This is a genomic window from Stieleria tagensis (genome assembly GCF_024129865.1).
Classification (GTDB): Bacteria; Planctomycetota; Planctomycetia; order Pirellulales; family Pirellulaceae; genus Stieleria; species Stieleria tagensis.
The window spans coordinates 1-24,030 of sequence record NZ_JAMYFE010000125.1; the positions used below are offsets into that span (position 1 = coordinate 1).

The 24,030-nt window shown below is 56.6% G+C and carries 14 protein-coding genes; 7 read left to right on the forward strand and 7 right to left on the reverse strand.

Annotation, left to right across the window (positions count from 1 at the left end):
• Positions 1-377: 377 nt before the first annotated feature.
• Positions 378-1,478: a Gfo/Idh/MocA family protein gene (locus NHH03_RS25300; RefSeq protein WP_253161032.1), complete on the reverse strand. Its 1,101-nt coding sequence runs from the start codon at positions 1,476-1,478 to the stop codon at positions 378-380.
• Between the two features lie 61 nt (positions 1,479-1,539).
• The gene (locus NHH03_RS25305) at positions 1,540-2,889 is read right to left on the reverse strand and encodes an MBL fold metallo-hydrolase (protein WP_253161034.1); all 1,350 of its coding nucleotides are present in this window, start codon (positions 2,887-2,889) and stop codon (positions 1,540-1,542) included.
• Between the two features lie 121 nt (positions 2,890-3,010).
• On the opposite strand from NHH03_RS25305, the gene lysA reads away from it, so the two are divergent.
• Together lysA and NHH03_RS25315 are read left to right on the forward strand one after the other, a co-directional pair.
• Positions 3,011-4,390, forward strand: coding sequence for a diaminopimelate decarboxylase (gene lysA, locus NHH03_RS25310; protein WP_253161036.1), 1,380 nt, complete (start codon positions 3,011-3,013; stop codon positions 4,388-4,390).
• Positions 4,391-4,864: 474 nt separating this feature from the next.
• Entirely contained in the window at positions 4,865-6,877 is a 2,013-nt protein-coding gene (locus NHH03_RS25315; protein ID WP_253161038.1) for a hypothetical protein, read from the forward strand.
• 126 nt (positions 6,878-7,003) lie between these two features.
• On the opposite strand, the gene NHH03_RS25320 is transcribed toward NHH03_RS25315, so the two are convergent.
• Positions 7,004-7,540 carry a hypothetical protein gene (locus NHH03_RS25320; RefSeq protein WP_253161039.1) on the reverse strand — a complete coding sequence of 179 codons (537 nt, stop codon included), beginning with the start codon at positions 7,538-7,540 and terminating at the stop codon, positions 7,004-7,006.
• 215 nt (positions 7,541-7,755) lie between these two features.
• Between NHH03_RS25320 and NHH03_RS25325 the strand changes: the two genes are divergently transcribed.
• The 4 genes from NHH03_RS25325 (at position 7,756) to NHH03_RS25340 (ending at position 17,050) form a co-directional block, all read left to right on the forward strand.
• Positions 7,756-10,956: a PSD1 and planctomycete cytochrome C domain-containing protein gene (locus tag NHH03_RS25325; protein WP_253161040.1), complete on the forward strand. Its 3,201-nt coding sequence runs from the start codon at positions 7,756-7,758 to the stop codon at positions 10,954-10,956.
• Positions 10,953-12,362 carry a DUF1501 domain-containing protein gene (locus NHH03_RS25330; protein WP_253161041.1) on the forward strand — a complete coding sequence of 470 codons (1,410 nt, stop codon included), beginning with the start codon at positions 10,953-10,955 and terminating at the stop codon, positions 12,360-12,362. The genes NHH03_RS25325 and NHH03_RS25330 overlap by 4 nt, the downstream gene beginning before the upstream one ends.
• A 225-nt stretch (positions 12,363-12,587) precedes the next feature.
• On the forward strand, positions 12,588-14,078 hold the full coding sequence (locus NHH03_RS25335; RefSeq protein WP_253161042.1) for a hypothetical protein: 1,491 nt from the start codon (positions 12,588-12,590) through the stop codon (positions 14,076-14,078).
• Positions 14,079-14,080: 2 nt separating this feature from the next.
• Positions 14,081-17,050, forward strand: a complete 2,970-nt coding sequence (locus tag NHH03_RS25340; protein ID WP_253161043.1) for a PVC-type heme-binding CxxCH protein — start codon at positions 14,081-14,083, stop codon at positions 17,048-17,050.
• A gap of 118 nt (positions 17,051-17,168) precedes the next feature.
• On the opposite strand, the gene NHH03_RS25345 is transcribed toward NHH03_RS25340, so the two are convergent.
• Positions 17,169-17,726 carry a hypothetical protein gene (locus tag NHH03_RS25345; protein WP_253161044.1) on the reverse strand — a complete coding sequence of 186 codons (558 nt, stop codon included), beginning with the start codon at positions 17,724-17,726 and terminating at the stop codon, positions 17,169-17,171.
• 46 nt (positions 17,727-17,772) lie between these two features.
• Positions 17,773-21,237, reverse strand: coding sequence for a DEAD/DEAH box helicase (locus tag NHH03_RS25350; protein WP_253161045.1), 3,465 nt, complete (start codon positions 21,235-21,237; stop codon positions 17,773-17,775).
• Positions 21,238-21,338: 101 nt separating this feature from the next.
• Here NHH03_RS25350 and NHH03_RS25355 point away from each other — a divergent pair, with 101 nt between their 5' ends.
• Positions 21,339-21,695 carry a 2Fe-2S iron-sulfur cluster-binding protein gene (locus tag NHH03_RS25355; RefSeq protein ID WP_253161046.1) on the forward strand — a complete coding sequence of 119 codons (357 nt, stop codon included), beginning with the start codon at positions 21,339-21,341 and terminating at the stop codon, positions 21,693-21,695.
• A gap of 38 nt (positions 21,696-21,733) precedes the next feature.
• Here the strand turns inward: NHH03_RS25355 and NHH03_RS25360 are convergent, their stop codons facing one another.
• Together NHH03_RS25360 and NHH03_RS25365 are read right to left on the reverse strand one after the other, a co-directional pair.
• Positions 21,734-23,236, reverse strand: coding sequence for a serine/threonine-protein kinase (locus tag NHH03_RS25360; RefSeq protein ID WP_253161047.1), 1,503 nt, complete (start codon positions 23,234-23,236; stop codon positions 21,734-21,736).
• A gap of 311 nt (positions 23,237-23,547) precedes the next feature.
• Positions 23,548-23,931 carry a hypothetical protein gene (locus NHH03_RS25365; RefSeq protein ID WP_253161048.1) on the reverse strand — a complete coding sequence of 128 codons (384 nt, stop codon included), beginning with the start codon at positions 23,929-23,931 and terminating at the stop codon, positions 23,548-23,550.
• Positions 23,932-24,030 lie beyond the last annotated feature (99 nt).

Sequence of the window (24,030 nt, forward strand, 5' to 3'; positions counted from 1 at the left end):
TCGTTCTCAGCAGAGAGCGCGCAGACTCAGCAGGTTCGACAGTGACCCCGGGCTAAGCGATTGAACGCCGTTGGCGTAGAGATGGGATTGAGTGCAGGCGACACTCCCAATGGGTAGCACGCGAAGCTGCACGACCTCCCCGCGGAAGAGTAAAGAGATCGAAGCGGCAATTTGCCGAGTCATTTGATTTGAAAAGGCTGTTTAGCGCAACCCGACGCATGAGCGAGCGATTTCGGGTGTTAACGGGATTCCTCGCTGACGCGTCGGGTTACCAAAAAACAATGTCCCACGCAAAAATGGCAACTTCAAAACCCATCGTCGGGTTAGGGAACCACTCAATCAACCGGCCAATGAGTGAACTGATGGCGACAGTTCAGCTATCCCTTCCCCGATTCGATTGCGATCCGTTTTCCGTTTTCGATACTGGCATAGATTGCTTCGATGACCCGCAGATCACGTAAACCTTCTTCGCCTGCAACCGTGCTTTGGCGGTCTTGCAGAATGCACTGTGCGAAGGCGTCGATTTCGGCGGCGAACTGATCAATTTCTGGGAACTTGATCGGTCCGTCTTTACTGGTCCCCGTGATCCCGCCATAGCTGAACGCCGGATCCAATCCAAATGAACCGCGATCGCCATAAGCATTAAAACGATTGATCCCGCCAAACGCATACGAGGTGCTGCAGTAACAATTCACGCCGCTGGGCATGGTCATGGTCCAAGTGATCGTCTCGTCGACTTCGGCAAACTTTTTCGCATCGGTCTTTGTTTCTTGGGCGGTGACCGCCACAGGTTCTTCTCCGGTCAGAAAGCGACAGGCCTGGAGCGCATAAATACCGACATCCATCAGCGCGCCCCCGCCAGCCAGGTCGGCTTTCAATCGCCACTGGTTGGGATCTCCAATTTTAAAACCGAATCCGGCTTCAATCGCTTTGAGCGGCCCATACTTTTGACTGTTTGCCAATTCGCGGCAGTGCAAATGATGCGGCTCGAATTGGCAGCGGTAGCCGACCGCAAGTTTGCGTTGGTTCTCACGACACGCATCGATCATGGCTTGGCAATCGGCGGCGCTGTTAGCCATCGGTTTCTCACACAGCACATGCTTGCCGGCTTTAGCGCCCCGGATCGTAAACTCTTTGTGCATGCCGTTTGGCAACACGATGTAGACGACATCGATGGCTTCGTTGTCCACCAGTTGGTCAAAGTTGTCGTAGTTGTAGATGTTCTGCTTTTCGATCCCATATTTGTCCGCCCAGATTTTCTCCTTGGCCGGGGTCCCGGTGACGATGCCAACCAATTTTGCATGCTTGGTTTTCTGTAGTGCCGGGGCGATCTGATTGGTGCTTAGACTGCCTAAACCGACCAACGCAAAATTGACCGTCGATTGGTTGTCAGCGGCGTTGGACGTGTGGAATCCCAAACCGGCAAGCGTCGAAAGTGCTGCGGTGGTGCGTACAAATGAGCGTCGATCTTGATTCATGAGGAAAGTTCCTTGTGGTGCCGGTAGAACTTGTGATGCTTGGGACACATCAACAACCGTCTTATTGTGGCGGATCAGCAAGTCGAACGCGAATCCCTAGCTGCTGCAACTTTTGCATCAGTACCTGTTTGGGCTGTGTTTCACCGTGAACCAAGACGACTTCGCCGGGCGGTGACGGCATGCCGCTGACAAAATCGATCAAATTCTGCTGGTCGGCATGCGCCGAATAGCCGGAGATCGAATGAATCGCTGCACGAATCGGATAGGTTTTTCCGTCCAATTCGACCGAGTCTCTGCCGCTTTGAATGTCGCGTCCCGGCGTTCCACTGCCTTGGTAGCCGACGAACAAAATGTCGGCATTGGGATGACTCAAAAAGCGCTTCAAATAGTTGACCACCCGTCCACCGGTGCACATTCCACTGCCGGCAATCACAATGGCGGGAAGATCTGATTTCTCCAGATAGTCCAACGTCGAAACGTGTTCGTCATGATCCATGATGGTGGTCAAATTTTCGAACACCAGTGGATGGTCATCGTACTTGAGCACCTGCTGGGCTTCGTCATCCCAATAGGGTTGCAGTTGTTCGTAGACTTCGGTGAACCGTGCTGCCAGAGGCGAATCGACGATCACATCGACCGACTTCATCACACTCGCACCATGAGAGTGATGAAGCCGTTCAAAGATCCCGTTCATCTCGTACAGCAACTCTTGCGTCCGTCCCAAACTGAATGCTGGGATGATGGTGACACCCTTGTTGTCGAGTGTTTGACGCAGCACCCGCTCAAGTGTTTCCTGACGGTGATCGCGACCTTCGTGACACTTGTCGCCGTAGGTTGACTCCAAAACCAGAATGTCAGCTTTTTCAGGCGAAACCGGATCGCTTAGCAGGGGCGCATGCGGTGCGCCCAAGTCACCGGAAAACACCACGCGCTTCCCGTCCGCTTGGACTTCGAAGTAACAGGAACCCAGAATGTGACCCGCCGGCTGCAGGCGGATCGATGCATCCGGCAGGATCGCCTGCCATTCTCCATAATCCAGTGGCCGCAGCTGCGATTTCAGCGTGTCCAGAAAAGCGTCGATCATCCGCTGCTTGTGAGTGAACCCAATTTTAATTGCGTCTTCCATCGCCAACGGCAACATCTCGGCGGTCGGTCGACTGCAATAGATCGGCCCGCTGAATCCCGCCGCCATCAGGTACGGCAAGCGGCCGACATGATCGATGTGAATGTGCGTCAGCAGCAACGCTTGTAAACGATCGATCGCAAAGTTGATTTCCAGATCGGGATGCCGCCGTGCATCGGTGCCTTGGAACAATCCACAATCGACCAGCAACGTGTCACCGGAATCAAGGCTTAGCTGATGACAGGATCCGGTCACTCCGTCGTATCCGCCGTGGTGGATCAGTTGCATGATGTGTTCCCCAAGATTATGACTTTGTCGCCCAATGATTGCCGCGAAGTTTGCCGCGAAAGGATTTCGCCCAGAGTAACGTGAACCAACACCCAGCGGGTGGTGTCCGGCGAACTAGACAGTGGCCGACATTGGTGGACAATGTTTTGCCCCCGCTGATCGGCCGGCCGATGCCGACCACGGTTCACGCAGCAGTTCGCCCCCATTTCCCTTCAATTTAGATCCGATGGCCAGTCTTACCACGCCTGCATTTTCCACCAGTCGCCACGAAATCGCGGGGCTATCCGTCGCTGAATTGGCCAAACAGTACGGCACACCGTTGTATGTCTACGATGTCACGACGATCTCGCAGCGGATCGCTGACTTGAGCGCGTTTGACGTGGTGCGATATGCCCAAAAAGCCTGTGGGAACATCGCGATTCTGGATCGGATGCGCCGCCAAGGCGTGGTCGTCGACGCGGTTAGCAGTGGTGAAATCCAACGTGCAATCGCTGCGGGCTACTCCACCGAAGGTGATGAAATCGTCTACACCGCGGACATTTTCGACGCCGCAGCACTGGATTTAGTGGTGGAGCACAATCTGCACGTCAATTGTGGCTCGCCGGACATGATTTCCCAACTCGGCGAGCGGCGGCCAGGTGCCGACGTAACGTTGCGGATCAATCCCGGATTTGGCCACGGTCACAGCCAGAAAACCAACACCGGTGGCCAACAGAGCAAGCATGGGATCTGGCATTCACAGATTGACGAATGCTTGCGACGCGCCGACCAGTTCGGTGTCACCGTGACCGGATTGCACATGCACATCGGATCGGGCACGGACCTGGAACATTTGAGCGAGGTCTGTGAGGCGATGGAACGCGTGGCGACGGAAGTCGGCCGGACGCTGAAAACCATCAGTGCCGGTGGTGGACTTCCGGTCCCCTACAACGAATCCGAAACCTACGTGGACCTGGAAAAATATTACGCGCTATGGGATGCCTCGCGCAACCGATTGAGTGAAACATTTGGGCATCGTTTGACATTGGAAATTGAACCAGGGCGGTACTTGTCAGCCGAATCCGGCTATTTGATCGCAGAAGTCCGAAGCGTAAAAACAGTCGGCGAAAACTTGTTCGTGTTGCTTGATGCCGGCTTCAACGATCTGGCGCGGCCGGTGATGTACGGGGCGCATCACCCCATCTCGGTCTGCGGCGCCGATGGCCAGTCGGTCCGCGATCGAGAAACCACCGCTGCGGTGGTCGGCGGACCGCTTTGTGAATCCGGCGACATCTTCACCCAGCGAGAGGGCGGGTTTGTCGACAGTCGGGAGTTGCCGATGTGCCGCGTCGGCGACTATGTGATTCTGGAAAACGCCGGCGCCTACGGGTTTGTGATGGCCAGCAATTACAACAGTAAACTGCGCGCCGCCGAGGTCATGATTGAGAACAATCAGGCCAAACTGATCCGCCAACGCGAGAGTTTTGCAGATTTGATCCGCGGGGAAATCATCCCGGACTGAATTTATTGACCGCGAGTCCCGATGATGGGGGGAATCCCCTTGGGAAAGTTGTCGCTGCGGGCTATACATAGGACTGAACTCCGATCCCCAGGCCGACCGATTAAAGGTGGGGCCCCAGAATCGGTCCTCAAATACAGCTGAAACACCCCTTCGAGAGGACAACGGCAGGATCAACGCCACCGGGATGGAACGAGTCACCGATGAACGCCCCTAAAATCTGCGTCCATTGTTGCCTAAATCACCCACTTTGCTCTGCTGAACCGAGATAGCGAATCTGCTGTACAGAAATGTTGCACAGAATTCTTGTGGTTCTGGCATCGAGCGGGTCTCTTCTCATCCTGGGTATGGCGTCCGATAGATCAGGACACGAACAACTCGTTCTGATACAGAGGTTTGGGTTTGCACCCCGATCGCTCGCACACCATCGGACTGCCTTAGCTCCCTCATCCAATCCAACACTCCAAAACAGACCGAATGTCAGACAACTGGAACATTCTTGCCAAGCTACTTGGCACCCCCGGCCCCGCCGAACCACCGCGTAAAGCCGAACCCAAACCCGCGAAACCCGCCGCTCCGCCAGCGCCAGTCGAGTCCGACGAGACGACTGATGCGGTTTCCCGCGAGCTGCCGCCCGTCGCCGAAGCCGTCACGGACGTCGACGCCGACAATGTGACGGCAGACAACCACATCAGCGACGAGCCAATCGTTGCCGATGTGCTACAGGCACTGACGCAAGAAACCAGCAACACCCGTCTGCCCGGTTTTGGTGCTCGCCCCAGTGACCCACCGATCGAAGAGCTGACCGCGGGGGCGCCGCCGATTGCCCCGCAACCTGTCGTGCGAGAATTGCTGGAAACCGAACCCAGCAACAGCGGTTCAGACCGTTTATTTGCCGGCGAAGTGGCCGACGATGCCAGCGACCAAGATGACGACGTAGCAGACGATTCCACCAATGCGGCCTGGTCCGAATTGGCTGGCGAACTTGGGATCGATGCGATCAATGAACCGCCGCCGCACCGCGCTCCGGTGGAAATCAAACCGATTCGCAGCGAGTCGGATTCACGTTCCAATCCTAAATCCGCTTCCAAATCGACGGGCGGCTTTGGGCAAGGGCTAGGGATCGACTTGGGACCAGAACCCGAGCTAGACGACGACACAGATCCAACCCCGGAAACTGCGGCCCCAGCTGCCAAGCGACCTGACACCGAGCAAGCTGCGGAACGTTACCAGCCCGCCCAGCCGAGTGCTCCATCGGCCCCCAAATCAGAAGCTCCGGACCCGCTTTCGTTTCGATCGTTTTCTGATTTCGACGACGATGATGACGACGAATACGTTCCCGCAGCAAAGGTAACTACCAGCCCCGAGTCGACTCGCGAGACATCGCCACGAGCCCGTCGCGGACGATCATCCGAAGACCGTGACAGCGAACGTTCCGAGCGTGGAAATCGAGGCGGGGATCGTGAGCGTGGATCTAGCGAAAGGGATGAACTGCCGCCGCGACGCAGTCGCAGCCGTGACGACGATTCCAACGAAGGCGTAAAATCAGAAGATCGACCGAGTCGCTCGGGTGAAGACGCCGGCGAAGGTCGACCCAAACGTGGTCGGCGTGGACGTCGTGGACAGCGGCAACGAATCGGTGCCGATGGTTTGGAAATGAAAACCGAGTCCGTCGATGCTGCGATCGAAGAAATCGAACGCGATATCGAAACGGTCATGGATGATCACTCCGACTCGGATTCCACCGACGATCGTCCCAGACGCCGGCGGCGTGGATCTCGCTCTCGTCGGGAATCTGTCAAACGAGAGGACTACGTTGATTCAAATGACGACGGTGATTCCAACCGCGACGACGACGATTCTGATTTTGAATTGGTCGATGACGGGTTTGGATCGGGTTTAGACAGTGGACCTGCCGACAGCGATGACGATTCACACGATTCCGGCCCCCGTTCAAGGCGACGTGGTCGACGCGGACGTGGCGGACGCAAACGCAGCAGTGGTGATGCCGACACTGTCGTGAACAAACGCGACAGCGCCGATTCCAATGATCGCGATGCGATCGACGACGACGACTTTGATCTCGATCCCATTCCCACGTCCGCCTTTGACGATGACCACGAAGACGATGCCGAAACCGAAGTGATGCGACGTGGGCGTCGACGCCGCGGACGACGCGGCGGCCGAAATCGTTCCGGAAGCGAGACGGAAACCTCCGTCAGCAGTGGTTCTGTCAGCAGTGGTTCTGTCGGCAGTGATTCCGGCGATCGAGACGACGCACCGCGAGACGATCTAGCGGCCGATTCCCGATCGCGACGTGGTGGCGCGCGGCGCCGACCAAGTGAACCAGACGGCGATTCGCAAGGCGATGAACCACGTCCACGCAAAGTCGTCCCGACCTGGCAAGAAGTGGTCAATTTGTTGGTCGACAACAATTTGGAAAACCACAAAAAGTCACCCAAGGCCCGCCCCCGCGGTCGACGCCGTTAATTCGCCCCCAGCGAACAACGCACCGATGGCAACCACACCTTCCGAAGTGGCGGGTGTGCGTGAGGCATGATGCCTTGGTAACCCGAAGCGTCTCGGCTGGTCGATTTAACGATAGTCGCCTTTCGCTCAATCGCGGTTGATCGAATTCTTTTTCCCTCGACCCGTCAAAGAAATCACGGCTAGAACCGCAAATCCGGCGAGTGACATCCATCGCACCGTGCCGGATTCAAACACCACCGAGGCCATCAAAACGATGCCTCCGGTGAATAGGAAAACGGCGGTGTCCCAGCCCGCCAATCTGCGACGCAATCGCAACATCGCCGCGCTGTAGAACAGCCAAATCATGGCAAATGCGAAATTGACGTACACGCCCCAGGCCGCCGATATTCCTGTGACACGCTGTGATTCAATGGCCGTGGCCTGCAGCGCCGCGGCGTGATCCCAGTGATGGACGTAGCCGTAGCTCGCGGCAATGTGCACGCAAACGCACAACGCCCCGATCAACCACGTCCACGCATAAACCGACTGAGCCGAAGCAATTCGGGATACAGCGCGTTGGGAGGCGGCGTCATTGTCAATCGCGACGTGACGCGCGACAGCGCCACCCAGCCAGCAACCGACCGCGCACCAGACCGTGACGAATACCAGCAACTGTTCGATCACTTGCCTCGCCTTTGATTCCAATGGTCAAAATGTACCAAGCAGAGTTGATTCCGATCAAGAAATGAGACCGCAAATCACGTAGATTAGGACCGTTGTTGGCGTCGATTCTTTTGATCGGATCCGTGGTTTGCGTACAAATCACACCGAGACAGTTGTGAAGACGCGTCAACCGTTTTGTCTCTGCCGCGTCCTTTTTTCCGTCTGCCCGATCATCCATGCATCGACACCTTAGCCCGATCTTGATCTTACTGGTTTTGGCGGCGGTTGTACCTGCGAACGAACCGATCGAGTTCAACCGGGACATTCGTCCGATCCTAAGTGACAATTGTTTTTTCTGTCATGGGTTTGACCAAGAGAATCGCAAAGCGGGTCTACGGCTTGATACGTTTGCCGGCGCCACGGAAATCGATTCGATCGTTCCTGGTCGACCGGAAGAGTCGGAACTGGTCCGTCGATTAATCTCTACGGACGAGAGTGAAGTGATGCCACCGCCCGAGACTGAGAAGCAGCTCACCAATGACCAACTGGATTTGATCCGCCGCTGGATCAAGCAGGGAGCGGAGTACCAACAGCATTGGGCATGGAGTGAGTTGCGTCGACCAGCGGTCCCCGCCATCGATGGCGTGCCGGGAACCATATCCGACACCAGCGCTGCGGCCCAGCCTCCGACGGCCCAGCAGCCGACTGCCGCGACTGCGATCGATGCGTTTCTGGCGTCCGATTGGCAACAGCAACAGGCTCAACCAGTCGACCTTGCAACGCCCCGAGAGCGACTGCGTCGTCTGAGTTATGACCTGCGTGGGCTGCCGCCGACGCCGACGGAGGTCGCGCGTTTTGAGTCTGATCCCACTGACAAAGCATTTGCCCAGCAACGTGATGAATGGATGTCGGAAGTTGCTTATGCCGAGCACCAAGCGGTGCGTTGGCTAGATCTGGTGCGGTGGGCGGACACCAGTGGATTTGTCAGTGACGAACCGATCGCATCGGGCGCCTATCGAAAGTGGATCATCGAATCGTTTCGTCGCAACCAACCCTTCGACCAATTTTCAATCGAACAGTTGGCGGGCGATCTGTTGCCAGCCCCCACCGACGACCAGCTGATTGCATCGGGATACAACCGCATCGTCAATACGAATTGCGAAGCCGGCGCGATCGAAACCGAGCAGCTGTATAAACTAAAAGGCGAACATGTCCGCGCCGTTGGTACCGTTTGGATGGGCATGACGACAGGCTGTGCGGAATGCCACGACCACAAATTTGATCCGATCTCTGCCAAAGACTACTACAGCTTGGCGGCCTTTTTTGATGACTTGGTGGAAGCCGGTGTTTATACGCCCGGGGACCGCCGTGAACCCTTGCATTATGTCCACAATGAATCGACCGATCGCCAACGCGATCGGGATCTCGTCGAGAAAATCACAGGGCTGCAGGAAACGATTGCCAACAAGTCGACCGACGACCAGGCAGATTGGGAACAACAGATCCGTGAACAACTTAGCGACAAGACGACACGTTCAGAATTCGTTTGGGCTGCGGCAGCCTTGCCAGCGCCGCGAGTGCTGGAAGGCACCTATTCGATGCGGTCCATTGATGGACGTCGCTGCCGCGAAACGGTGGCCGACGAGAACGAATTCCGGCGTCATCATGCAGCCGAATTCATCACCGGTTATGTCAAACCAGGAGCTCAGAAAACCGATGGTTCTCAAGATGCCTGGTTCGTCGATGTTTGGATTGATCCACAGCACCGCCCCGACATGCTGGGCTTTCAAATCTCCAACGGACGCTACGGCAGACTTGGCTGGAACACCGGTAATTACGAAACCTATTACTGGGGCCAAGACACGACGGGAAAACTAGCCAACGAACATGCCTGGAGCGATCCAGATCGAGTCAAACGCATGGGTGATCTACCAGTCGAATCGGGCTGGGTACGCCTGAGCGTTTCGCTGGACGATCTGTTGCCGGCGGCCAGAGGCCAAGCCTTTGAATCAACCGGGATGGCATGGTTGCAATCAGGCGGGCGCATCGGTTGGGGTGACAGCGGTTTGACACTGCGCCACGACAAAGTGACCGCGTTGCAACTCGGCGAGACCGCGGTCCGCAAATGGTGGAGCAAACCGGTGAATCGACAGGTCTACGAGCGCCGAACCGATTTTGTCGCATCGGCGCTGCGAACCGATATCGCAAAACGTGATCCGCTGGAACAATCAATCGTGATCGATGCCTTTCGGGAGCAAACGCAACCGGAGCAGATGGCAGAACTGCGATTGTTGGAATCGGAACTCTTTCGCATTCGATCCGCGGCAATGCCGGTGTTGGTTTCTAAACAGTCCGATCACCCAAAAACCACTCGGCTACTTCACCGAGGTGATTATCAAGACGAAACCGGACCGGTTGTTTCCGCTGCAATCCCTGAATTCTTGTCGGCTGAACACTCGCCATCCTCGCAACCGATGACGCGATTGGATCTAGCACAGTGGCTGTTTTCAGATCAGAACCCTCTCACTGCACGAGTCTTTGTCAACCGACTGTGGCACCAGTTTTACGGTCGCGGAATCAGCGAGACGCTGGAGGATTCGGGAACCCAAGGCGACTGGCCTTCCAACCTGGCATTGCTAGATTGGCTGGCCTGTGAGTTTCGCGACAGCGGCTGGGACCGCGATCACATGGTCCGATTGTTGACCTCGACACGGGCCTATCAACTGAGTTCCACGCCGAGTGGTGACTTGCAGCAGCGAGACCCAGACAACCGCTGGCATGCACGCCAAGGTCGCTATCGGTTAACCGCTGAACAAATTCGGGATTCGGCTTTGGATGTCGCCGGGCTTTTAAAAACCACTGACCAGATCCCCACCCACAGTTTCTTTCCCTACCAACCGGATCCCTATTGGACGCGATCTGACAAGGTCATGTATGGCAGTCGCCACATGATTTGGGAGACAAGTCCCGACAGCAAACAGTACCGCCGCAGTGTTTACACGTTTTGGAAGCGACAAAACATTCATCCGACGATGCTGGCGTTCGATGCGCCGACGCGTCAAGAATGCACCGCCCAGCGAAATATTACCAATACACCGGCACAAGCACTCGCGCTGTTGAACGATCCGATTTTTGTTGAAGCGGCTCGTGTGCTGGCCATGCGAATTTGTGATTCAGCCGACAGCGACGACACGCGTTTAACAGCGTTGTTTTCGCTTGCGCTTCAACGCCAGCCCGCGCCAGCCGAATCGCGTGTGCTAAAGCAGTTGTTGGCTAGCCAACGGACACATTACGGCAACCATCCCTCCCAGGCGTCCGAGCTGGTCTCGATAGGCAACGCGCCGGCACCCTCAGCCGACTCGACCACCGAAATCGCAGCATGGACCGCGGTGACTCGGGCAGTGATCAACCTACACGAATTCTTAAATCGATCATGAACCACCTCCACTCATCACTGCTTGACGGCACGCGTCGCCACTTTTTCTCCAGCTCGGCAACCGGGATCGCTGCAGCGGCCTTGGGAAACCTGTTCGACCAACACAGCGCCTCCGCGGCGGCCTCTGCCGGGCGATTCCCAAACCATGCGCCCAAAGCAAAGCGAGTGATTTATTTGTACATGTCCGGCGGCCCCAGCCAGTTCGAGACGTTTGATGACAAACCGATGCTTCGCAAGCTCAATGGTAAACCGATTCCCAAGTCGTTGACCGCAGGCGTGAAATTGGCGTTCTTGCAATACGAGGCGCTGAAGTGTTTTGGAACCAAGGTCGGATTCAAACGCTGCGGTCAATCCGGCCAGTCGATTTCGTCGCTGCTACCGAATCTGCAGCAACTGGCCGACGAAATGTGTGTGGTTCGCACACTACAAACCGACCAGGTCAATCATGATCCCGCGCACACCTTCATGAACACCGGGTTTGGTATCCCCGGCCGACCGAGCATGGGTTCCTGGCTGTCGTATGGATTGGGCGCCGAATCGGCCAACTTGCCCACCTTTGTCGTGATGCGCAGCGGACCGCTCGGCCAACCGATCCCGACGACCGCCTGGCACAACGGCTTTCTGCCCGGCAAACACCAAGGCGTCGAACTGTACGGTAGCGAGCAGCCGCTGAACTACCTGAAATCACCAAGCGGTATTAGCGACAACACGCAGTCAGAAACCATCCGCTCGATCGAGGCGCTCAATCGGATGAATTACCAGCAGGTCGACGATCCAGAAATCTTGACGCGGATCAACCAATACGAACTTGCATTCCAAATGCAAACCAGTGTGCCAGAACTGGCGAATTTCTCATCGGAAACAACGACCACCCGCGAGCTGTACGGCGTGAACGAAACGCCCGATGGAAGTTTTGGTTCGAACTGTTTGATGGCCCGGCGGATGGCCGAACGTGGCGTGCGATTCATCCAGCTGTACCATACCGGATGGGACCATCACAGCAGCGTGGTGAAAAATATCACCGCCAGAACGAAAGAAGTCGATCGGGGATGCGCCGCGCTACTATCAGATCTAAAGCAACGCGGCATGCTGGACGACACACTTGTGATTTGGGGTGGCGAATTTGGTCGCACACCGATGTCCCAGGGCGGAAGCGGACGCGACCACCACACCAAAAGCGGCGCGCTGTGGATGGCCGGCGGCGGAGTCAAAGCCGGCGCCAGCTATGGTGAAACAGATGATTTTGGCTTCACCGCTTCCATCGATCCCTTTCATGTGCACGACTTTCACGCCACCGTCCTTCATCTACTGGGAATCAACCACAAGCGGTTGACCTATCGGTTCAAAGGATTTGATTTTCGTCTGACAAACGTCCACGGCAATGTGATCAACAAAGTGCTCGCCTAACGCCCCCGCACAACAGCGTTGCCGTAAAGGATCTTGCTGAAGATCCCCCACACGCCATGGATCGTTGACAAGGTCCACTACCAAAAGACTGGCAGCGTCAGTGCCCCAGTGCCTTGCGGCGACGTGTTAAACTGTCGGGCCAACACGGCTGGCGATTCGTGACATCGGAATGGTGTTGCAGGTTGCCAAGGCGTGATTCTGACGCGACACAAAAGGAACAATTTGATGCGAGCCAAACAGCGGATTCAGATGACACGCCGATTGACGTTTTATGCAGGCCTGTCAGCGGCGGCGATGATCGGATTCATGATCGGTGGCAACCAACCGGTCGCTGCAGCGGATTCCGATGCAAAATTGTTTCGCGCCGGAGCCGCCAAGGTCGAAATCAAGACGCCGATGGGAATGCCCATCGTTGGAAATTGGGATTCGCCTCCGGCGACCCATATTCACGATGAACTGCACGTTCGTTGTTTGGTGTTGAATGACGGTCAAACCAGTCTCGCCTTTGCAATCTGTGACAACGTCGGAATCCCGCGCGAAGTGTTTGATGCGGCGCGAAAGTTTATTCAGGCAGAGACAAACGTGGCGGCCGAAAATGTGTTGATGTCGGCGACCCACACGCACAGCGGTGTGTCCGCCCGAGAAACCCGCGTCGTGGATGGCCAGCAGGTACTGAGCGCTTACCAGCAACTGCTGGCGCGGCGGATCGCAGATGCGGTCGCCAAAGCGGAACAGCGTTTGCAACCGGCGAAAATCGCTTGGGGAGGTGTGGATTTGCCGTCGGAGGTCCATAACCGACGGTGGTATGTCAGCGATGATAAATTGCTTGCCAATCCGTTTGGTGGTGTCGACAAAGTTCGCATGAATCCGCCTCGCGGAAGCGATGCATTGATGAAACCGGCCGGACCGATCGACCCCGAAGTTTCGTTCATTAGCGTGCAGTCCGTTGACAACAAACCACTGGCGTTGTTGGCCAACTATTCGCTGCACTATGTCGGTGGCGTACCCAAGGGCGATGTATCCGCCGACTACTTCGCAGCCTTCTCCGAGAAAATCGGTGGTTTGCTAGGTGCTAGCGATTCAAATTCGGAATTCGTCGGCATCATGACCAACGGTACCAGTGGCGACATCAACAACATTCGTTTTGCAGAGAAAAACAGCAGCTCCAGTGAACCGTACCAGCGGATCGACGAAGTCTCCGATCTGGTTGCCGCCAAGGTCGCTGCGGCATGCGAATCTCTGGACTACCAAGATTGGGTTCCACTGGGCGCGGCCCATGCGGAACTGACGTTGGCGATGCGAAAACCAGACGCTCAGATGCAACGTTATTTCGCCAGCTTGCTGGAACCGGGACGCGATCCGGCCAGCATCCATCGCCACGCAAAAACCTACTCGCAGCGAGTCAAGCGATTGCAGGAAGGCCCCGACGAAACAACGATCCTGCTGCAAGCCTTTCGGATAGGTGATTTGTCGGTGATGTCGATTCCCTTTGAAGTCTTCGCGGAAACCGGATTGGATCTGAAACAGCGCAGTCCGTTTGCAGACGCGTTCACGATTGAATTGGCCAACGGCAGCTATGGCTATCTGCCCACACCGGCCCAACACAAACTCGGCGGCTATGAGACGTGGATGGGAACCAATCGGGTCCAGCGTGATGCGTCCGACAAGATTTCAGATGTCCTGCTTTCTTTGTCACAGCAGATCAACCAACAATGAGAATGAAAGCTCCATTAACATTCGTTGTTCTGTTCCTGGCCCCTTTCTGTTTGCCGATCGCGATCGAGCAGGGAATCGCCCAGGAGATCCCCAAACAGACGATGAGTGCTCCGCTGGATCATTCGCCCGATCGGACTGCAACGCATTTGCAGGTACGCGACGGTTTCACAGTTCGCTTGGCTGTGGCTGAACCTGACGTGATCGATCCCGTCTCGGCCGCCTGGGGGATCGATGGCAAATTGTGGGTGGTCGAGATGCCCGACTACCCGCATCCACGTCCAGATCAAACGGAGCTCCACGGGCGAATCCGTGTGCTGAGTGACCGAGATGCGAGCGGTCGATTCCAGCAAGCCACAACGTTTGCCAGCGGATTGGATTTTGCCACCGGGATCCTGCCCTGGCGTGACGGTGCGATCGTCACGCTAGCCGGCCAAATTGTGTTCCTGCAGGATACCGATGGCGACGGAAAATCCGATTCCCAGCAAGTCTGGTTCTCCGGCTTCACCATCGACAATGAACAATTGCGTGCCAATCATCCGACGCTTGGTCCCGATGGATTGGTCTACGTTGCCGGTGGGCTGCGCGGAGGCCAAATCACGGCCGCCTCCGACCGATTTAACGCTCGTACGAAACCGATCAGTTTGCAAAACCGCGACTTCTACTTCGATCCGCACGGTGGCGACTGGGGCACCGTTTCGGGGAAAAGCCAGCATGGGTTGACCATTGACGATTTCAATCGACGCATTGGATGCAGCAATCGAAATCCGGCGATCGAATCCACGATTGCTGCCGACGTGATTGACCGCGATCCCTACCTGACTGCAACCGACGGGATCGCTGACGTAGGTCGCTCGGGATTTGAATCGCATGTGGTGCCGATCAGCAACGCTTGGACCACCAGCAACCTACACGCCGGCCAGTTCAGCGCCGCCTGCGGTGTGTCAGCGCCGGGATGGAACGCCAGCAAAGATTCGGAGTGGTTACTGGTTTGCGAACCAACCGGCTCACTCGTGCAACGTCAATCGCTACGACTGGACGGTGGAAGTTGGCACAGTGAACGCGAACACCAACCCAGCGAATGGTTGGCCTGTGCCGACGATTGGTTTCGCCCCGTCGATCTCGTCCCTGATTTTTCAAGTGCCGTATTGGTGGTCGACATGTCGCGCGCCGTGATCGAACACCCCCATTGGGCGCCCCCGGAATTAAAGAATCGACCCGACACCTGGGACGGCAATGACCAGGGGCGAATCTGGCAGGTTTACGCGAACGATGCCGTTCCCCAAACCCACCCAGTAGATGATGACGACGCAGCGCTTGCGGCGATCACATCCACCGATCCACTGTTGCGCCTGTTGGCATCGGCCTACTGGTACTCTAATTACACGCCCGACTCGCTGCCCGCTGATTCGGTGATGGAGTCGCTGACAATGCAATTGGACCAAACGCAGTTGCCCAGTGGCGGTCGTGCTCGGATTGCTTGGTTGCTGAACCGTTGGGACAGACTGAGCGAGACCCAGCGGACCCGTCTGACCAGCGACGACGATCCCAGACTACGTTCGCTAGCGGTGGGATTGCGAATGGACAACCGGCCCGACGGCGCGCCACGCTTCCAAGTCCGCCAATTGACCACCGCTCTGAGTGACCCGGCGGTGTTGGTTCGACAATCCGCACTTCAAGGGATCGCTCTTTCAGTCGACCAGTCAATATTGGACGACGCTTTGGTTCAAGCGTTACTCACCGTTGCTCGTCGCGACAAAGATCATCCGTTGGTGCGGAAACTGTTGATGTCGATACCAGGCAGCTGTGCGGGAGATCTACTGATGGCCGGACTGACAGGATCGCCTGGAATGCCATGGGAAGTCATGGAAGGATGGATGTTGCGAGCTGCGGCCGAATACCCGGATCGTAGCGGGGCTCGACTAGCCGACTGGATCGAGCAAGCCGACCTGGACGGGCAAGCCAACGACGCAGCGCTGGCTATGCAGCTGGTCACTGCATGGCGCAAGGGAGCCGGCACCAAGAACCATTCGGAGCCCTGGGATGCCCAGCGCATGCGCGCCGCATTGAATCGGTTTTCTGTGATCGATCAAGTGGCATTGTTGATTGCGACCGACGACCACTACGCGACGCCGACGCGGATGAACGCACTGGATTGGTGCCGTGCACTCGATCCGCTGCCGGCCGGGCTGAGAGCATTGGTCGAACCAGACAGCCCTCCCGCGTTGCGTGCCGCAGCCTATCGCATGCTGCTGCAACAAGACACGCAGTGGGCGCAACAATACGTGCTGGAACAGGCCAATGCGACCACACCCTCGGATCGTGCCGCAATCGTTTCAGCGGTCAAGCAGCAGCTGCCATTGGCGGTTTGGTTGTTGACCAAGATTGACAAAAACGAATTGCCACGAACCTTCGTCGATCCGGCGGCAATGGATTGGTTTCGCAATCATTCCGATTCAAAACTTGCGGCGCTGGGGAAACAGACCTTTGCGCCGCCGGGCGACGTGGCGGATGCACTGCAAAAATACACGCCTGCGTTACAACAGATCGAAACGGCCGATGTCGTGCGGGGCAAAGCCCTGTTTGCTCAGCATTGTGCCAGCTGTCATCGCATCGAATCGGTCGGGCAGGTGGTCGGTCCTGATATTAGCGATAGCCGCACCAAAACACCTGAATCCCTGTTGGCTGCGATCCTGGATCCCAGTGCCGCGATTGATGCGTCCTTTGTCACCTACATCGTGCTGACGATCGATGGTGAAACCATCACCGGGCTGTTGGCTGGTGAATCCAGCGATGCGATCACGCTGCAACTACCCGGTGGCGAAACCCGACGCATTGAACGTGACGAGATCGAAATTTTCCGTCCCTCCGACATTTCGCTGATGCCCAGCGGTCTGCAGCGGGTGATGGACGTCAGTCAAATGCGAGACCTGATCGGATATCTCAAACGCTGGCGTTATGCGACCACGCCGTGAAGGGCTCTCAGGCCTGAAGTGGGGCGGGGAAACTTACCCGGACTTACACCCTGTGTCGTCTTGGAAAAGGACGGTGAAATCCGGCAATCGTTTCATCGACATCCCAACCGGCCAGCCACTAATTCCCGCCGGGCGAGAATCCGTCGGGGCCGCCGGCCAAGGGCATGTGGTTGTAGTCGGTCACCCCCCAGGTTTCATCAGGTTGTTTTTGAAAGGTCAGGATCACTCGTCGGGGGACGCGAATGTCTTTCAGGCCGCCCTTGGTTTGACTGGCGACCACGGATGCGTCCAGGTCAACGGTGGCTTCTTCGGGAATGCTGCCGGCGACCATGTTGATCTTGATGTTGCGAACGCGAACACGCGAAAAATCATATTGCGGCAACTCCGCCAATGCTTGTTGGCGTGTCTGACGATCGGCAATTAGCATCACCGCCATCTCGTGATCATTCAATTCCACCGCGTGCGCTGTGGTTTGAATGATGTCCAAAATTTTCTCGCGATCGGTGTCGACCGAATTGGCGACCAAAAACACCGCGGGGATGAACAACGCCACCACCAACGCAGCGATGGCAATTCGTTTCTCGCCGGTTTGCAGCCAGCCATACAACAGCCCGGCGACCACAATTCCGATCATCACCGCCAGCATCAGCGGTTTTTCGGCAAGAATCGTCCACATGGCGGCGGCCCTCCGGGCGCAAAAAAACAGGAACGTTCGGGACTAGTTAGCGTGCACCGGCTTTGATCAATCGAATCAAATCGTCGGTGTCCATTTTCGCAGCACGGTCGGTACCATCTAGCACCCCGGCAACCAATTCACGTTTGTCGGCATGCATTTCCAAGATCTGCTCTTCAATCGTATCCGCTGCCACCAATCGGTACACCGTCACCGGACGTTCTTGACCGATCCGGTGCGCTCGGTCGGTGGCCTGATCTTCGACCGCCGGATTCCACCAAGGGTCCAGGTGGATGACGTAGTCAGCGGCGGTCAGGTTCAAACCGGTCCCACCAGCCTTCAGCGAAATCAGGAACAACTCGCCTTCGCCCGCTTGAAAGGCGTCCACGCGTCGTTGCCGTTCTTTGGCCGGCGTTGCGCCGTCTAGGTACTGGTACTTGATACCGCGTTCGTCCAACATCTCTCGCACTAATCCGAGGTGTTTGACGAATTGGCTGAAGATCAATGCGCGGTGATCGCCGTCATGCAGTTCATCGACCAGTGTGCTGAGCAACTGAAGTTTGGCACTTCCCTTGCTCCACATGCGATCGACCAAACGAGGGTGGCAGGCCAGTTGGCGCAATTTGGTCAACCAAGCCAGCGTCCGCATTCGATGCTCGCCTGGTTTCTCATTTTCCGCTCCCGACAACTCGGCCAATGCAGCGATGCGGGCGTCGTCATAGCGTTGCCGTTCTTCGGTACTGAGGTGAGCCTGCAGCGTGATCTCCGTGCGTGGCGGCAATTCGCTCAGCACCTTTTCTTTGGTTCGTCGCAAGATAAACGGACGCACCAGCCGCGCCAGTGATTCTCGCCGCTCGGGGTCCTTGTGACGTTCGATGGGATCGGCAAAACGGTTTCGAAATCGATCCCACGACCCCAACAGACCGGGGCTGATCGTACGCAACAGACTCCACAATTCACCTAAATGGTTTTCCAACGGCGTGCCCGACAGAGCGATGCGCCAATTGGCTTCCAAATCGCGAATCGCGCGAGAGGTTTTCGTTTGAGCGTTCTTGATAAATTGGGCTTCATCCAACACCAACGTGTTCCAACGACGTGCGGAAAATCGTTTGGCATCACGCTGAACCAATTGGTAGCTGACGATCACCAGATTGCCCGGACCGGCCGAATCGATGACTTGCTGACGATTCCCCTCGCGATACAACATCGGCGTCAGCGACGGCGCAAAACGCTCGGTTTCACGAACCCAGTTGTCACCCACGCTGGTCGGTGCGATCACCAGTGCCGGCCCATCAGCGGAACGTTCCACCAGAACGCCTAGCGTTTGAACTGTTTTTCCCAATCCCATGTCGTCGGCCAAAATGCCACCGACACCCCAGCGGCTTAGACGTGCCAGCCAATGGTAGCCGTCCAGCTGGTAGTCGCGAAAATCAACGTTCAACGATTCCGGCTTGGTCGGGTGATAGTCCGCCAGCGATTCCAAGTTTTCAACGGTCTGGCTCCAACGCGCAGCGGCCTCCACCGAAACGTCCGTCCCCAACAGTTCTTGAACGGCTGGCACGGCGGCATCGGCAACCTTAAAACTGCCCTGTTCGGCAACCAAGGTGTCGCCGAGCTGTTCCAATCGTTTGCGAAATCCGTCGCTGATTTTTGCGAACTCACGATCGCCGACGCGCACCAGAGCACGCCGCTCGGTGACGGCTGTGAGTAGATCCGACAAATTGACGTCCCGTCCGGCGACCGTCACCGTACCGGTCAAACCGAACCAGTCTTTGGAGTCATCGATCTGCACGCGGAGCGCCGACGGAGTGATTTCACCGCGCACCCGGATGGTTTCCCCTTCCGGCCAAATCATACGTGGCGCATCGTCGCCGGCATCGTATAGCTTTGCCAACAGATCCAGCGCCTGTTCGTCACTTTGCGCCACCCAGCGATAGGGTTCGTCCGGGGCCAGACGATTGATCCCAAATTGAGTGATCACATCGGCCGCCTGTTCACGCTCGGCCGTCGTGTTGCGGCGCAATCGTATTGGCCCTTCGTCGGTGATCGCAGGCACGATCGCCGGTTCTTCACCGGGGCAGATCATTTCTTGGAAACGTGTATCGAACATCGCCAGCCGCACGAACATTCCGGCACCGCCACGAGGCCGCAGTTCGAGCACCAGTTCGGCTTCGACATCTTCCATCGGGCCCGCCAACTGGTCTGGCAAATCCACTCGGACCAGCGAACCGATCTGACCGATCTTCATCGTCAATTGGTGCGCGGTTTCATCATCCAGCAAAACTTCCTGTAGATCACTCTTCAGCAGATAGGACAACAACCGAGTCGCGCGTCGGTCGCGCAGGGCGGCAACGATCAAACGATTGCCTTCGGTTTCTGCGATCAAAATCACAGGTTGCGCGGGATGCAGGTTCCCCAACACCAATTCACAGCGCGCGATGTTTAAATCGACACCGGGAACATGCAATCCGACGCGGTAGAGTGTCTTGCGTTTGGCTGGGTCGGATTCCCGCTCGATCTGCGTCTCGCCACTGCGATCTTCGTCTTCTAGCGAATCGATCTCGACCGGCTCCAACGCCACCGCGACTTCGCCATGCAGTACTTCGATGGGGGTCGCCGAGGCGTCGTCCCAAGCCACGTTGGGATGTCCGACCAACAACTCAACCGACTGGAACAAGTTGAAATGTTCCCGATTCACATCGCTACCGGGCTGAGAAACCAGCGCGGCGACTTGGCTGTCGAGCGGCGTGCCTTCGCTATTGCGCCGAAGCAATTCAAAGGCCGGCGTTTGTCGCCCTTTGGACCAACCTTTTGCATTTCGTTTCAATCGCTGAACGAACGGGTTGATACTGACCGGTCCGTAGAGCTGATTGTTAGAGATTTTGATTCGCCACTGGACCCGTGCCGTGTGGTCTTCTTCGCTGGCATGGGCCTCATCGGTCAGTTTCAAAAGTTGGCCGACAACATCACGCCCCGCGGCGACCGTGTCCGTTTTCAGTTCGCTCAGAAACAGCAACACCTCTTCACTGTTTCGGCGCGAAACCTGTTCATGCAACCACCAGGCCACGGCCAGGGTGCAACTGCAGCGCCCCGTTCCCGGTTGCTTTGATTCGACGCGTTCGAATTGAGGGCAATCACAGCGAACATCGGCCAGCAGCGATAGATCCAACGGCGAATCCAAAGGGCTGCTGCCTTCGGTATCAACTTCCGGCGACACCTCAACCGCCACCAAATAAGGCGGCTTGCGGTTGGGGCGCATGCGAAATTCAAACGACAGTTTGCCGTCGCTCTGGGAATACTTGGGGGTGTCCACACGCAGCATCGCCGCCCGTTTGTCCAACGATTCATCGTGGTCGTCGACAAGCCGGGATACGGCTTCACCCAACAGCAATCCGAACGCCGTGGGCAAATTGTCCGTGATCAAATCCATACTCAAACTAGGTTCCTTAAGTTGCGCTTCGGCCGGCAACTCGGTCGGCATCACCGAGGCGTCACTATCAAAAACAAGGGCCAACACGCTATTCTACCGACAGAGCGGTATCGTGCGATGCCAACGATCGCCGGAATGTCGTCTCAATCACAGATTCTTCCAAACCCCCAATTGAGTGGAACCGAATGCCTAAGTTGACTGTCGATGGAGTCGGAACGTTTGACGTGCCCGCAGGAAAACGGCTTGTCAAAGCCTTGACCGAGGAAGCAGGGACCGACCAGCTGCATGCCTGCGGCGGTTTTTCCAAATGCACCACCTGCCGGGTCAAATTGACCGAGGGTGAGCCTGAAAAGATGACAGCGGCCGAGAAAGAGACACTGCGGGTCCGCGAAGTGACTGAGCCCGGGGTTCGTCTGAGCTGCCAAATTCAATGCGATCACGATATGAGTGTCGAATTGATCAGCCGGCTCGAAGGCAGCGGTCGCAAAGACCAAGGGTCTGCGGTCAGCGATGACATCGAACCGGATCCTGTCTGGACCTAATCCTGGCTTGTGGTGGTGGAGCTTGAGCCGCTCGTGGCTTAGTAAGTCCCCAACGGGCGACGCTCGGTGCCGGCCAGGACTTTCACCAGTCCCATCCGTAGCTCTCGCACCTTCAGCGGCAGTGCCAACAATTGCCGCCGTGGTCCGCGACGCGCTTCGCTAATGATTTTGGCTTGACGACGGTCGGCCAACAGAATCGACGGGATTTCGCAGGTGTGCTCGTCACTGGCAAATTTGTTGTATGCCTCCAATGCCAACGAACCTAGCTCGGCAGCGCTGAAAATCACGCAATCTGCCGGCGGGTCTTCCATCGGGTCGAACCTGGCAAGTGCCCGGTTAGGGTCTTGGATGATCAGAACGCGGTATCCGCGGGACTTCAATCGCTCGCGAATTGCGTTTTGAAGTGCGGCTTTGGACTCCACCAACATCACGACGTATCCAATGCCTTCGTCGGTCGGCACGTCATCGTCTTCGTACTGGCCCCCGACTTCGGGTTGCCCCTCGGAATTGGTTGCAACGGGACCTTTTTCCAGAATGTCCATCACTCGCTTGATCTCGGCCTGCATCGCGGCGGCCGACTGGATCCGTTTCTGCGGATTGTATTCCATGATCTTATTGATCAACTGGGTCACAATCCCGGGACAATCCGGAGCAAATTCGGTGATCGATTTGATCTCTTGAAACCGCGAAACATTCAATCGCGCCAGCCGGTCACGAGTTTCGGTCAGGGCCGGGACACCCGCGATCATGTGGTACAGCATATTCCCGGTGAAAAAGACGTCGCTGCGCGGATCATCTTTGCGAACTCCGGTTCCCCGTTCGAGCGCTGCATAGTCGATCGCTCGCGCGTTGGGGCAATCGGCGATCTGGTCGGGGTTTTTGCGGTCGGTCAGTGCAGCCAACCCGAAATCCACCAGCTTCGCCCGGCCATCGGATGAAATCAACACGTTCGATAGTTTCAAGTCACGGTGCGAAATCCCAAGACTTGCCGCGTGTGACAATCCGGATGCGATTTCATGAGCCAGCTTCAACGACAGATCGACTGGCAATTGTTTGCGAATGCGAACCAGTTCGCGCAGCGTTTGTCCTTCGACAAACTCCATCACCAAAAACGGATTCCTGGTGTCGGCAATGACGTCATAGATGCTGACGATATTGGGATGCCGCAGCCGCAATCCCATCCGGCCCTCACGCAGAAACTGCTCCATCTCCTTCGGTTCATCGCGAAATCGCTTTCGCAAGACTTTGATCGCAAACACCTCGCCATCCTTGCTGGCGCGATAGACGCGGGCGAAGGTACCCGCACCGATCAGGTACAGGACTTTGTAGTCGCCGTAAAAGTAGCCGGCTCGGTCGCCACGCACGATTTTTTCAGTTTGCAGCGTGGTCACGTGCCCCCGACGCTGCATTTGCTCGATAACACTGTCGAGTGTCATTTCGCCGCCACCGAGTTCCCCCAGCGAATGTTCTACTTCGCGACGGTCGGCCAACCCGAGGTCGACAATACGGCGGGCAAATCCCTCAGGAGTCGGTTTATCCATCGTTGAGAAAGTATGGCGAATTCGGGGCTGCGGTCAGAAAATCAAATGTATCGACGACCACCAGCACTGCAATCGCGATCGTCAGACTTGATCAGTTTACACCAATGCCTGCCCATTTCGCCGCTCCCTGACCAAAACGCGAGCGGAAAAGAAACCGCCCCTGGCGTGCTGGCACGACAGGGGCGGTTGGAATACCTAGGGGCGACTACTGAACCGTGTTGTCAGCCCGAATATTGCATCAGCCGTTGAGCGATGCCAACATCACGAATACCCCGCGTCTAGGTTTCCGCCAACCGCTGAGCAATCGAAACTCACTTCGCCAGTTTTTCCAGCGTGTTGAGCGCCGATTTGGCTTCTTCGATACTGCCGATCTCTTCGACGACTTTCTTCAAACGCAATAGCGAGTCAATCGAAACGGAGTCCGACGCCTTGGCGGGACTGGCCCAGCTGCTGCGACCGGCAGTCGCCTTGGCTTTGGTCGCTGTCTTGTTTTTTGATCCGGCTGGACGGCCGCGGCGTTTCGGGCTGCTTGATTTCTTGCTGTTTGTTTTGACGGTGCTAACAAACTGGGCCGAAACAGTGATCCCCTGCTTTTCCATCTCAGCAACGATTTCTTTCGGTTTTGCGCCTGGGTTGGCGCTTAGGTACTCACGAATTGCAAGTGACTTATTCGGTTCGCCTTTTTTCTTGGCCATCTGTTGTTCCTTTTGTTCGGTGGTGCCCGGAGAGGGATTCGAATCCGGCGTTTCCGTCGGGGGGCACATGTTGAAGAGCGAAGTAGATTGTAAGTCGCA